We start from the raw sequence: 12350 nt of genomic DNA on the forward strand, positions 1-12350 counted from the left end.
CATACGTCATCGGGCCAAGCGCGAAAATCCCTATGCATAAACCACTGCCTCATTTATACATATTTTTTTATGCACTTTTCTGCCTAACCGCACTATTAGCGGCAGTCTCCCTTATTTCGGACGTTCTCCCCAACAATACCCAGACTCACAGAGCTCAATCTCACGGGGGAGAAACCCTAGGGGCGATCCACTGGGTCAACGAAGCGGAGGCACTCGCCCGCGAGGGTAATTTTGGCGATGCCTTGCCACTCTATGAAAAAGCCATTTCCGCTCTCGGCGCCTATCCCTCCCAGCAGCACACCCTGCGCTACCGCTACGGCATAGTACTAAATGCCTTGGGGGCCAAATCGAGGCCAGATCTCTACCCGCTGGCGCGGGCCCAGTTTCAATCAGTTCTGCGCTACCTGGATTCAGGTGCACAACTACCTCACTCCAGCGCAAGAGTGCGCTCTGCCCTGGCACACACTTACCACCGCCAAGCTGCCAGCGAAGAGTTGGCCACGCAGCGTGAACACCTCCTCAGCACTGCTTATCTCCTCTATAAAAGTGCCCTTGAAGGTCTGCTCAATCAGGAGGAATGGCACAACCTTTCTATTACTTATTTCAATCTTGGGCAGGTTTGTGAGTGGCAAGGAAATATTGAAGAGGCCATTCGTTGGCTGGAGAAAGCGGTAGAACTGGATTTACAGCACAAATTACCCGACCTAAAAGAGGATAGTGACTATTTGGCCGCGCTTCGCCAGCAGGTAGAGCCGGTACAGCAGAACCGGGGAACCACCCTTTAGCCCTCACTTTTCCCCAAATTGTTTGCCAGAAAATGAATCGACGAAGCCGTTTTGCTGCGTTAAACCACGTTTTTTCTTCAATTCAGACTAATTTGGTGGGGCAGTCACAAATAGTTTCAGGGAAATTTTTTACTTTTCTCGTACGAATTAGAAAGCCGATCCGGAAAAATAGCTTGTTAACTGTAGGATGACATCGCTGTCACTGTAAATCCCACCTAAAAAATGAAATTTCTTAATCATAAAAAAATACGAATTATGTAACCATCAATAGCGTATAAGTGCGAACAAAACCCTTAAATATAAAAATAAAAAGGGTTATTGATTTCAAGCACTCAAAATAATCAGCAATTCTTTAAGGCCTTTTGTCGCCAAATAAGAAAAAGTTGCCTCAACCCAAATCCCCAGTAATATAACCAGCGTTGATTAAATATTGATCAACCATTTCCAAAAGCACTTGGAAATTTCGTAAGCACCTTTTGGCTTGCGACCATTTGATTCCTGGAGGTAATGGGACATCATGAAACAGACTCTGCGTAACACTGCTTTTTTCATCGCCGCCCTGCTTGCTATTGGTGTGAGTGTCAATGCATCAGCCGCTCTTAAGAAAACCATGATTGTCGACGCTACCGCGTATAACTCGGTGCCCGGCCAGACAGATAGCGACCCTTGGGTAGCTGCCTGGAACAACCGCCTGCGTCCAGGCGATAAAATCATTGCCGTTTCCCGTGATTTGGAAAAACACGGCCTGACCAACGGCGCTAAAGTACAGATTGAAGGTCTGCCCGGTACTTACACTGTGCGTGACCGCATGAACAAACGCTTCACAAACCGTATTGATGTTTGGATGGAAAAAGATATCCGCAAGGCTCGCGCCTGGGGTAAGAAGAAACTGAAAATTGTTTTTGAACCGGTAAAGTAAAGCAGAACTGATTTCAACGACCCTTTTGGCCCCGCCCTCCAGCGGGGTTTTTTTATTTCTGCCGTTAGGTAAACAATCAATAGAGAGAATTACTGCTCTCTAACTTTATGCCATCGATTATTAGTAATGATTAGTTAGAGGCTTATTCAAACTTATGCGCTTGGAACGTTGAAAGAAGAGATCTTTGCATCCCTGCATCCCTGCATCTCTGCATCTCTGTATCTCTGTATCTCTGCAGCAGAGTCTACTTCCTATAGTCTCACCACAGATAGTCGAGCCTCTACAACAGAGTTGGGTAGCCACCCTTTAGCTCTTATTTACTCCATTTCTTTGCCAAAAAAATCAGTGACGAAGCAGTTTTTCCACCTAAAATCAGGTTTTCCCTTCAAACCAGACAGTTTTGGCGGAATGGTCACAAATAGTTTCAGGGAAATTTTTTACTTTTCTCGTACGAATTAGAAAGCCAATCCAAGAAAATAGTTTGTAAACCGTAGAATGACATCGCTGTCACTGCAAATCCCACCTAAAAAATGAAATTTCTTAATCAGAAAAAAATAGGAATTCTGTAACCGGTAGTAGCGCCTAAGCACAAACAAAAATCTTAAAAGTAAGACTAAAAAGGGTTATTGGTTTTAAGCACTCACAATAACCAGCCATTCTTTAAGGCCTTTTGTCGCCAAATAAGAAAAAGTTGCCTCAACCCAAATCCCCAGTAATATAACCAGCGTTGATTAAATATTGATCAACCATTTCCAAAAGCACTTGGAAATTTCGTAAGCACCTTTTGGCTTGCGACCATTTGATTCCTGGAGGTAATGGGACATCATGAAACAGACTCTGCGTAACACTGCTTTTTTCATCGCCGCCCTGCTTGCTATTGGTGTAAGTGTCAATGCATCAGCCGCTCTTAAGAAAACCATGGTTGTCGACGCTACCGCGTATAACTCGGTGCCCGGCCAGACAGATAGCGACCCTTGGGTAGCTGCCTGGAACAACCGCCTGCGTCCAGGCGATAAAATCATTGCCGTTTCCCGTGACTTGGAAAAGCATGGCCTGACCAACGGCGCTAAAGTACAGATTGAAGGTCTGCCCGGTACTTACACTGTGCGTGACCGCATGAACAAACGCTTCACAAACCGTATTGATGTTTGGATGGAAAAAGATATCCGCAAGGCTCGCGCCTGGGGTAAGAAGAAACTGAAAATTGTTTTTGAACCGGTAAAGTAAAGCAGAACTGATTTCAACGACCCTTTTGGCCCCGCCCTCCAGCGGGGTTTTTTTATTTCTGTCGTTAAGTAGGAATCAGAGTAAAAAGTGGATGACCGCTAATTACATACCGGTCCATTATTAATAAGGACTTGATTAGAGAGCACTATAATTGTTCTCTCGAGGCCCTTATGCAAAGAAGCCCCTGAAACAATGCCGGCTCACTCTCTCCTCAAATGACTGAAAAAGGCCACAATTTCTAGGGCTCCATTTCCATCAAAATCCCCGGTAATTCCTTACAGTTCGCACTCTCCAAATGGAAAACACTCGGCTGATGCCCCTCTACGTAACGGTGCTCCAGATTTTCACCCGTGAGTAAAAGCAGGTATTCAGACTTGATCCAAACATCCCCCGACCGGTACTCGGTCAACCATAACAGTGAAGGCAGCCCCTCATAGCAATAGCCGTAAAACATACGGGTTTTTTCTACCAGCTTTTTCGTCATATAGTCGAGATACCTACCCGGATAGGTATAACGATCACCATCTGACTGGTTATTACCAACTACTTCACCCGGCCTGGCAATACGTCGTATATAAATCGCTAGATTCTCATCGCAATCAATGCAGTGGCGCCCTGCCACTATTGCGTAGCCATGCAGCTTCGCAACTAGGCGAACCTCCTTGAGGTCTGCATAAAGCTGCTGTTGGACAATTGGCACCAAGGGGTCGGCATGGAGGGGAAGGGGCGGGATCTGCAAGCAGACCATGATAAAAATATCGCGCATTATCATGGGGAAGGCAACCGCTGGTTTGGTAGCACCGCCGGAGACAAAAGCTCCACAGTTGCCTCGCGACGGCGCTGTGATTGGGGTGTGCTGTCACACAGTCGCGATTCCCTTCACCATAACCATAGCAGTTATCGGCATATTGGGCGCAAAGAGCCGCCTCCCAGGACTACCGGGAAGACATCCACCAGCAGCAGGTGCCCTTTGAGGTCACAGCAAAACTATCTACCAGCCGCCATCCGCTTCTTGAACAGGGCCGACAAAAGTAGAGATGCCCTCTTCCCGCAAAGCGTCCAAGGCTTCCTCAAGGGCATCCTGCTCTGTCTCAAAGGCATCCTCCCACACGGTGGAGTTGTTATTCTCATCGACAATTTCGAGCAGCCAACCGCCCTCACCATCCTCGAATATATCGATTTGCACAGATACCTCGCCCTCGCGGTAGATCTGGCTCAATTCTGACTCTTTCGGTGCAAATTCTTCGCCCATGGGGTTCACCTCGCTATGACCCTGAAAATTCGGCCAGAACTTTGACAAGTTGCGGCTCCCCGGTCAACAAATATTGGTGTGCTGGGACAACAGCTGGAGCGCTTGCTAAATGTACGACAAGCTGTTTTTTTTGCGATAAAATGCGCGGCGATTTTTTCTGCCCCGGATTTACGCTCCGGACTGCATTTAAGGAAGTACCATGAATCAATTCGTTGTCTGTGCACTCTACAAGTTCGTCACTCTGGAGGACTTTGAGTCTCTGCGCACTCCCCTGCTTGACGTTATGCTGGAAAACCAAGTGCGCGGCACCCTACTCTTGGCCCGAGAGGGCATTAACGGCACTGTTGCTGGTTCCCGCGAGGGCATCGACACCATCCTCGCCTACTTGAAGTCAGACGAGCGCCTTGCCGAGCTGGATTACAAGGAGTCCTACACTGGCGAGATGCCGTTTCTGCGCAGCAAGGTCAAATTGAAGAGAGAGATTGTCACTATGGGCGTAGAGGGCATTGACCCCCGCCGAGTGGTTGGCACCTACGTCAAACCAAAAGACTGGAACGCCCTAATCAGCGACCCAGAAGTCGTTGTTGTGGATACCCGCAACGACTATGAATTCCAGGTAGGTACTTTCAAAGATTCTCTCAACCCCAATACCGAAACCTTCCGAGAGTTTCCCCAGTACGTCAAAGAGAACCTGAATCCAGCCAAACACAAAAAAGTCGCCATGTTCTGCACTGGTGGTATCCGCTGTGAAAAGTCCACCGCCTATTTGAAAGAACAGGGCTTTGAAGAGGTTTACCACCTGCACGGTGGCATCCTCAAGTACTTGGAGGAAGTACCCAAAGAGGAATCTCTGTGGGAGGGGGAGTGCTTTGTTTTCGATGAGCGCGTCACCGTCAACCACGATCTGGAGCGAGGCCAGTACGATCAGTGCAATGCCTGCCGTATGCCTATCACCAAGGAGGACCAGCAGTCAGAACAGTTTGAGCAGGGAGTTAGCTGTCCGCATTGCTATGACAAAGTGAGTGACGCCGATCGCCACCGCTTCCGCGAGCGTGAGAAGCAGATTCAACTGGCGAAAAAACGCGGGGAAAAACACATGGGACAAGATGCCCGCGATATGACTACCGCTAAACGCCTGCAGAAAAAAGAAGAGCGGCGCCGCCAGGTGGAAGCTCAGCAGGCCAAAGCCCAGCAGGCGTAGTAATCAGCGAAGTACCGGCCTGGGAGTGCCCTTGATCTGGGTGAGCCAGGCCTCAGCCTCAGCTTCGGCAACGAATTCCCGCGAGCTATGCCGGCACAGGCAGGTGCCGTCGGTCGACAGGGGGGAAGTACAGCGGTTGCGCGGATGTAAAACGGCAATATAAGCGCAGCGCAACACCGGGTGCTCGGCTATAAAGCTGGTGAACTGCCGCTGCTCCTCCAGGGTAACCCTCGTGCGCGCATAGCGCATATCCAGTAATACCCGCAAAGGTACACGGTGGCGGTACTTTTCTACCAATCGGGCAGCCGCCTCCATTTTTTCTGCAAATCCCACGGGCCCATAAAATAAAACCCGCGCTATACCCCCTATCGGTCGATAGCTAATATTAAAATTCATGGATGAAAGCACTCGCGCTTTTGTCTTTGTTATTTTTATCGACTACAGCTACTGCAATGCCTGATGTATGCCCTACCTGAGACCAACAACACGGTGGCCACCACAGGTTTGCACTCCTGATATTATGGCCCTCGGCGCAGTATGTCTGTACCACGCAACCGAGTGTTATCCACGAACCGACTAAACATCTCCCGGTATATTCCGTGGATTATCGCGGCTTTTCTGATTATCCGGGTTGTCCCTCCAATAAAAGTAAAATCACATAAATACCTTGACGATTGCCAAAGGATATTCAGCAGGAATACTTACTCTTTTTACCGCAGAGGCTGAATTCGAGCAGTCATAGGCAAAACTGCCATAAGTATCTACAGAATAAATTGGGTCTGTTAAAAAAATACTAAAACCCTGACGATTAACTCGGCAGCGTACCAATAAAGGCTAACAGGCACGCTAGCGCGAGCGAAGGCGCCGTAAATACAAAATCGCAATAAATAAATTATTTAAAGACCCATTTTTCAATGGCTCAACTGCGAGCCATCAACACAAGCCATTATTACGAATCTTTACAGAGACATGAAAAGCCTGCGTTAAATTCTGGCTTATCAAGATTGAGCGCTCCTGCAAAAACGAAATTTCACAGAGGCGCCCGAAGGAGTTCAATATAGGGAGTTTTGCCCCTTTAAAAAACCACAAAAAATAAAAAGTTAATGCTTTGTGATCAATATCGCGGTTGGGTTCAACTAATTTCGATTTCCGGCAGTTCCTCGTCGCTGCTGGCATTCAACCAAACCTGGGCTGCGGCTTTGCGGGCAATTTCCCGGTAGAAACCGGCAATTTCACCCTCGGGGTCTGCGGTTACACTGGGGCGACCACTGTCGATATCGGCGCGAATTTTCTGTGCCAGAGGCAATTCGCCAAGCAGATGGGTATCGTATTCCTCAGCGATACGCTCACCACCACCTATGCCGAAGATCGGCTCACTATGGCCACACTTGGAACAGGTATGAAGGGCCATATTCTCAACAATGCCAAGCACTGGTACCGACACCTTGCGGAACATCTCCACGCCTTTGATAGCATCCTTCAACGCCAAATCCTGTGGTGTAGTAACAATCACCGCACCAGCTAAAGTGGTTTTTTGCGCCAGAGTCAGCTGGATATCTCCGGTACCCGGGGGCATATCCACAATTAAATAATCCAGCTCTTCTTTGGCATCACACCAAAGTGTTTGTGTGAGAATTTGATTGAGTGCACCACTGGCCATGGGGCCACGCCAAACTGCCGGGGTATCCTCAGTCATCAAGTACCCCAAAGACATTGTCTCGATACCTAATGCATCCACCGGCACGAAGAACTTCTGTTCCTTCACATGCGGGCGGACCCCTTCAGTACCAAGCATGGTGGGCAGGCTGGGACCATAGATATCCGCATCAAGTAACCCGACTCGCGCACCCTCTGCCGCCAGCGCCAAGGCCAGGTTCACGGCTGTGGTGGACTTGCCGACGCCACCCTTACCAGAAGCAACTGCGACAATATTCTTTACGCCACGCAATGGCTCTGGAGCGTTGGCCGATGAGGTGGCAGGGATATCGCTGAATAATTCAAATTGCAAGCCATGGCCGCCTAGGGGACCACTCTTCATCAGGGGCTCACAGGCCTCGGTAACCCGCTTGCGCCAATGTACTTCCTGGCTTGCGCAGGGGTAGCCGAGGGTAATACCGACGTACACGGTATCATCTTCGTAGCCCACCTCAATATCTGCATCCAGTTGATCCAGCGGCAGGCCACTGGCCGGGTCCTGCAACTGACCAAGGCACTCTGCCAGACGCTCCAGTTCGGCCTGCACTTCCTTTGATAACTCTTCATGATCGTGGTGGTGATCGCTCACGGTATCTCCCTCTAGGTGCTTCTTGTCAGAAACCGCATTGTGTCGGATGAAGCGGCCTAGCGCCAGCGACGGGCTCAATCCCGACCGCTTTATACACGAGCATGGCCCACACCTCCCCGGCATAGTACAAATCTGCTATATTTCGCCGTCTTTTGACGATCTCCGGCCACTCCAGCGGAGCCTCCGGCCGCAACCCCACAGCGATGGAAAAACCGATGCCCGATACGCGCAAAATCCTAGTCACCAGCGCACTCCCTTACGCCAACGGCTCCCTGCACCTGGGCCACATACTCGAATATATTCAGACCGATATCTGGGCGCGTTTTCAGCGCTCCCGCGGTAACAACTGCCTGTACATTTGCGCCGATGATGCGCACGGCACCGCAATCATGCTCAAAGCTGAGCAGCTGGGTCTGACACCGGAGCAACATATCGCCAATATGCAGGCGGAGCACGAGCGGGATTTCGCCGACTTCCTAATCGGCGTGGACAACTACCACTCCACCCATTCGGAGGAGAACCGCGAGCTGTCCGCTATGATCTATCGCCGCCTCAGTGAAAATGGCCACATCGCTTCGCGCACCATCACTCAGGCCTTCGATCCGGAGAAACAACTCTTCTTGGCGGATCGCTATATCAAGGGCACCTGCCCCCGTTGTAGCACTCCCGATCAGTACGGTGACAACTGCGAGGCCTGTGGTGCCACTTACAGCCCCACGGAGTTGATTGATCCAGTGTCCGCCATCTCTGGCGCCACGCCGGTGGAAAAAGAGTCAGAACACTTCTTTTTCACTCTCCCCGCCTTTAACGAATTCCTGCGCAACTGGACCCGCTCCGGAACCCTGCAAGATGAAGTGGCCAATAAGCTAGCCGAGTGGCTCGAAGAGGGATTGCAGGAGTGGGACATCTCTCGCGATGCGCCTTACTTCGGTTTTGAAATCCCCGATGCGCCGGGCAAATACTTTTACGTATGGCTGGACGCCCCCATCGGCTATATGGCCAGCCTGAAAAATTACTGTGATAAAAATGGTAGCGACTGGCTCGATTACTGGAAAAAAGACAGCGATGCCGAGGTATATCACTTTATCGGCAAGGATATCGTCAATTTCCACGCCCTGTTCTGGCCTGCCATGCTGGACTCCGCCGATTTCCGCACCCCCAATAAGGTGTGCGTACACGGCTTCCTCACCGTAAACGGCAAGAAAATGTCCAAGTCCCGCGGCACCTTTATTAATGCCCGCAACTACCTGGACCACCTGAGCCCGGAATATTTGCGCTATTACTTCGCCGCCAAACTCACAGCCGGCGTGGATGATCTGGACCTCAACCTCGATGACTTTATCGCCAAGGTAAATTCCGACCTGGTGGGCAAAGTGGTCAATATCGCTTCACGCACCGCCAAGTTTGTCAGTAAGGCCGGTGGCAAGCTCGCCACCGAGCTAGCCGATGAGCAGCTGTGGAATCAATTTGTCGAGGCCGCACCGCGTATTACCGATTACTACGAGCAGCGCGAATACGCACGCGCCATGCGCGACATTATGGCCCTGGCCGATGCTGCCAATGCCTGGATCGCCGACAAAGCGCCCTGGTCCCTTGCCAAACAGGAAGGCACTGAAGCCGAAGTACTGGCGATTTGCTCTCAAGGCGTAAATATGTTCCGCGCCCTGATCACCTGGCTGGCACCGGTACTACCCAATACCGCGCAAAAGGCAGCGGAATTCCTCAACAGTGAACTGGATTGGACCCAGGCCACCACACCGCTGGCGGACCACGAGATCAAAAAGTTCAAACCGCTGCTACAACGGGTGGAAAAAACCCAGGTAGATGCGGTGATGGAAGCCGCGCAGGAATCACTGGCCCAGCTACAGGCTGAAGTCAAAGCGGCCTGTGGCCCGCTGGCAGAAGACCCTATCGCCGAGCAGATCCAGTTCGACGATTTCGCCAAAGTGGACTTACGCATTGCCCTGATCGCCAAGGCGGAACACGTCGAGGGTGCCGGCAAACTGCTGCGTTTGACATTGGACCTGGGCGGAGAGACCCGCCAGGTATTCGCCGGTATCAAGAGTGCCTATGCGCCGGAAGAGCTGGTGGGCAAGCACACCGTTATGGTCGCTAACCTGGCGCCGCGCAAAATGCGTTTTGGCGTGAGTGAAGGCATGGTGCTGGCCGCCGGTCCAGGCGGTAAAGACCTGTGGATTCTCGAACCCCACACAGGCGCCAAGCCCGGTATGCGCGTAATGTAATTTATTTTTGGGGTGGGCACTGTCCACCCTAGCGCAGCGATACCGCAATTAAACCGGCACATACCAGCCCCACGCCTAACAGCTGGGGTCTGTGTGCCGGCTCTCCCAACAGCCAGATAGCAAATCCCACTCCCAATGGAATACTGAGCTGGCGTAAAGCGACCACGTAGCTCACATTTTCCGTCATCGTCATCGCCAGCAGCACCAGTCCATAAGTCGCTCCCATCATCAAGCCGGTCAAGATACCAACCTTCAAATCCCGCAGATTTTCTAATAATTGTCCGCGTCCCACTCGACTCATACAGCCACATAGTAACCAGACTCCACTGACAAAAAACTGCAAGCCCAAGTAGCTATACGCCACCACAGCAGGTGTTACCGCGTCGCCAAGCGCCTCTTCCAAATAAAGCAGTGCGCCCTTATCTGCCAATGAATATCCCACCGTACCCAGTGCCGCTACCAGAGCCCAGGCGCAGTCCGCTCTCCAGTACACGCTCCAGTGCCATTGACGAAAATACACCAGCGGCACCAACAAACAGCCGATCGTCACCAACAACATGCCCAGCCAGGCTTGCCAGGGCAGAACCTGCCCCAACAGCACCGTTGCCAGCGCCACAAGGAGTACCGGCAGAGCCCGTGCGATGGGGTAAACCAGGCTGATATCGGCGCGCTGATAGGCCAATGCCAGCCCCCCCATATAAATCATCTGAAAAAAACCGCTGGCCAGTAACAACAACCAGAAAGCACGCGGCAGTGATTGAGCCTGTAACAGGACCCAGAGGCCAAGGGGGAGAAGTAGTAGACCCACACTGAGGGTGGCGATACAAAAAAAAGCTGGGGAGGGGGTGCGGGATTTTCCCAGTAAATTCCAGCCCGCATGAAGAAATGCCGAGATTAAAACCAATGATGCTGCAGTTATCGATATTCCCATAAAGGCCCTCTTCATTTGTGACAGAAAGGCCCGTAAACAAACCGTAGCCAACCCTACAAGATCTGCAGCCGTCCTATAAAAGCCATTGCATTCGACCTCTGCTGACGTAGCATGCCGCTATCTCACACAGGAAATTGAGGAGATTCCATGCGCGGAGTATTTCTGGACGCAATGACCATGAAACTTGGGGAGTTGAATATACAGTCCCTAAAAAACAGTCTAGATCATTGGGATTTCTATGAGACCACCTCAGCCAAGCAAACCGCCGAACGTATCGCCGATGCGGACGTAGTTATTACTAATAAAGTGGTTTTGGACCGCACGCTTCTGGAGCAGGCCCGCTCTCTCAAGCTGATCTGTGTGTGCGCTACAGGCACGAATAATATTGACCTGCAAGCCGCACAGGACTTGGGTATTCCTGTGCGCAACGTGCAGGGATACGCCGGCGCTTCGGTACCACAGCACACCCTGGCACTAATTCTCGCCCTCGCTTCCCGCTGGCATCACTACCATCAGGACGTCATAACCGGCCGCTGGAGTCAGTCGGAAATTTTCTGTTTACTCGATCATCCTGTCGTAGAACTCGCCGGTAAAACCCTGGGAATAATCGGTTATGGTGAATTAGGGCAAAGGGTCGCCAAACTGGGGGAAGCCCTGGATATGCAGATTTTGGTGGCGGAATCCTTCAGTGGAGAAAAACGCGCTGACCGGGCACCACTGGCGCAACTTACAAAGGAATCCGATGTAATCAGTCTGCACTGCCCCCTCACGAAGCAGACGGAGAAATTGATCGATCGCGATTTTATCGCCAACATGAAATCCGGCGCACTGTTGATCAATACCGCGCGGGGCGGTTTGGTGGATGAGGAGGCCGTAGCCAACGCACTGCGCAGTGGAAAGCTCGGCGGCGCCGCACTGGATGTTTTGAGTGAAGAGCCCCCACCGGCGAGTCACCCCCTACTGGCCACTGATATTCCCAACCTGATTATCACGCCTCACAACGCTTGGATCAGCCGTGAGAGCCGCCAGCGCTTACTCGATGGTGTGGTAAACAATATTGAGGCCTGGAAACGGACACTCACACCATAAATGCCATCAGCCCCCCTGTAGAGACACCGATCAATAGCGATATAACTAAATTCACCAAAACAATTCGGAGTTATTTTTTAATACCCTAAATAAAGAGCCAATGCGCCTGTGAATTGATTGCTGCGACTATAAAATTCTGCGGCAATCATCCCCTGAAAAGGAGCAACCCGATGGCAACTGCAAGATCTCCACATAACTCCAGCAGGGATAAGCTGCAACAGGCCTATAATCTCGCAGGAGAGGCCGCTTCTGATGCTGCTGAAAACCTGAGACAGAGAGCGAGATCTTCTGTCCAGCAACAGAGGCAACGCGCTTCAGAGGTTATGGAAAAAGCGGAGTCTTCCCTGCGGGAAAGACCGATCCTCGCAGTCGGCTGTGCTTTTGTGGTCGGCTGGGCAATCGCCAAGCTTTTTAAATAA

General features: G+C 51.2%; 12 protein-coding genes. 7 read left to right on the forward strand and 5 right to left on the reverse strand.

The genetic code is table 11. The annotated features are described in order from the left end of the window. Positions 1 to 32: 32 nt before the first annotated feature. From ACJJIC_RS20570 to ACJJIC_RS20580, 3 genes are all read left to right on the forward strand, one after another. Complete coding sequence (locus tag ACJJIC_RS20570) at positions 33 to 785, forward strand: tetratricopeptide repeat protein (protein ID WP_444903877.1); 753 nt, start codon at positions 33 to 35, stop codon at positions 783 to 785. Positions 786 to 1302: 517 nt separating this feature from the next. Continuing rightward, positions 1303 to 1704 (forward strand): 3D domain-containing protein, encoded by a 402-nt coding sequence (locus ACJJIC_RS20575; RefSeq protein ID WP_444883789.1) that lies wholly within the window; start codon positions 1303 to 1305, stop codon positions 1702 to 1704. 825 nt (positions 1705 to 2529) lie between these two features. Continuing rightward, the gene (locus tag ACJJIC_RS20580; RefSeq protein WP_252084600.1) at positions 2530 to 2931 is read left to right on the forward strand and encodes a 3D domain-containing protein; all 402 of its coding nucleotides are present in this window, start codon (positions 2530 to 2532) and stop codon (positions 2929 to 2931) included. A 238-nt stretch (positions 2932 to 3169) separates the two neighbouring features. On the opposite strand, the gene ACJJIC_RS20585 is transcribed toward ACJJIC_RS20580, so the two are convergent. Next, positions 3170 to 3703, reverse strand: coding sequence for a hypothetical protein (locus ACJJIC_RS20585; RefSeq protein ID WP_444908719.1), 534 nt, complete (start codon positions 3701 to 3703; stop codon positions 3170 to 3172). A gap of 219 nt (positions 3704 to 3922) precedes the next feature. Next, positions 3923 to 4183 carry a hypothetical protein gene (locus ACJJIC_RS20590; RefSeq protein ID WP_252084598.1) on the reverse strand — a complete coding sequence of 87 codons (261 nt, stop codon included), beginning with the start codon at positions 4181 to 4183 and terminating at the stop codon, positions 3923 to 3925. A gap of 199 nt (positions 4184 to 4382) precedes the next feature. Between ACJJIC_RS20590 and trhO the strand changes: the two genes are divergently transcribed. After that, positions 4383 to 5384: an oxygen-dependent tRNA uridine(34) hydroxylase TrhO gene (trhO, locus tag ACJJIC_RS20595; protein ID WP_444908718.1), complete on the forward strand. Its 1002-nt coding sequence runs from the start codon at positions 4383 to 4385 to the stop codon at positions 5382 to 5384. Positions 5385 to 5387: 3 nt separating this feature from the next. On the opposite strand, the gene ACJJIC_RS20600 is transcribed toward trhO, so the two are convergent. Both ACJJIC_RS20600 and apbC read right to left on the reverse strand, forming a co-directional pair. Further along, entirely contained in the window at positions 5388 to 5780 is a 393-nt protein-coding gene (locus ACJJIC_RS20600) for a hypothetical protein (protein ID WP_252084596.1), read from the reverse strand. A 736-nt stretch (positions 5781 to 6516) separates the two neighbouring features. After that, positions 6517 to 7668 carry an iron-sulfur cluster carrier protein ApbC gene (apbC, locus tag ACJJIC_RS20605; RefSeq protein WP_252085959.1) on the reverse strand — a complete coding sequence of 384 codons (1152 nt, stop codon included), beginning with the start codon at positions 7666 to 7668 and terminating at the stop codon, positions 6517 to 6519. Positions 7669 to 7883: 215 nt separating this feature from the next. On the opposite strand from apbC, the gene metG reads away from it, so the two are divergent. After that, positions 7884 to 9911 (forward strand): methionine--tRNA ligase, encoded by a 2028-nt coding sequence (metG, locus tag ACJJIC_RS20610; RefSeq protein ID WP_444908717.1) that lies wholly within the window; start codon positions 7884 to 7886, stop codon positions 9909 to 9911. 28 nt (positions 9912 to 9939) lie between these two features. On the opposite strand, the gene ACJJIC_RS20615 is transcribed toward metG, so the two are convergent. Then, on the reverse strand, positions 9940 to 10842 hold the full coding sequence (locus ACJJIC_RS20615; protein ID WP_444908716.1) for an EamA family transporter: 903 nt from the start codon (positions 10840 to 10842) through the stop codon (positions 9940 to 9942). A 147-nt stretch (positions 10843 to 10989) separates the two neighbouring features. On the opposite strand from ACJJIC_RS20615, the gene ACJJIC_RS20620 reads away from it, so the two are divergent. Next, a complete protein-coding gene (locus ACJJIC_RS20620) occupies positions 10990 to 11931 on the forward strand; it encodes a D-2-hydroxyacid dehydrogenase (protein ID WP_444908715.1) in 942 nt (313 codons plus the stop codon). 170 nt (positions 11932 to 12101) lie between these two features. Then, positions 12102 to 12350 carry a hypothetical protein gene (locus ACJJIC_RS20625; RefSeq protein WP_252084591.1) on the forward strand — a complete coding sequence of 83 codons (249 nt, stop codon included), beginning with the start codon at positions 12102 to 12104 and terminating at the stop codon, positions 12348 to 12350.

It is taken from the genome of Microbulbifer mixtoriginis (SeqCode) (assembly GCF_052468275.1).

What these genes read in the sequence shown, in the direction of transcription:
- ACJJIC_RS20570 (WP_444903877.1), top strand. Translation starts at nt 33, where the DNA reads ATGCATAAACCACTGCCTCATTTATACATATTTTTTTATGCACTTTTC.
- ACJJIC_RS20575 (WP_444883789.1), top strand. Translation starts at nt 1,303, where the DNA reads ATGAAACAGACTCTGCGTAACACTGCTTTTTTCATCGCCGCCCTGCTT.
- ACJJIC_RS20580 (WP_252084600.1), top strand. Translation starts at nt 2,530, where the DNA reads ATGAAACAGACTCTGCGTAACACTGCTTTTTTCATCGCCGCCCTGCTT.
- ACJJIC_RS20585 (WP_444908719.1), bottom strand. Translation starts at nt 3,703, where the DNA reads ATGATAATGCGCGATATTTTTATCATGGTCTGCTTGCAGATCCCGCCC.
- ACJJIC_RS20590 (WP_252084598.1), bottom strand. Translation starts at nt 4,183, where the DNA reads ATGGGCGAAGAATTTGCACCGAAAGAGTCAGAATTGAGCCAGATCTAC.
- trhO (WP_444908718.1), top strand. Translation starts at nt 4,383, where the DNA reads ATGAATCAATTCGTTGTCTGTGCACTCTACAAGTTCGTCACTCTGGAG.
- ACJJIC_RS20600 (WP_252084596.1), bottom strand. Translation starts at nt 5,780, where the DNA reads ATGAATTTTAATATTAGCTATCGACCGATAGGGGGTATAGCGCGGGTT.
- metG (WP_444908717.1), top strand. Translation starts at nt 7,884, where the DNA reads ATGCCCGATACGCGCAAAATCCTAGTCACCAGCGCACTCCCTTACGCC.
- ACJJIC_RS20615 (WP_444908716.1), bottom strand. Translation starts at nt 10,842, where the DNA reads ATGGGAATATCGATAACTGCAGCATCATTGGTTTTAATCTCGGCATTT.
- ACJJIC_RS20620 (WP_444908715.1), top strand. Translation starts at nt 10,990, where the DNA reads ATGCGCGGAGTATTTCTGGACGCAATGACCATGAAACTTGGGGAGTTG.
- ACJJIC_RS20625 (WP_252084591.1), top strand. Translation starts at nt 12,102, where the DNA reads ATGGCAACTGCAAGATCTCCACATAACTCCAGCAGGGATAAGCTGCAA.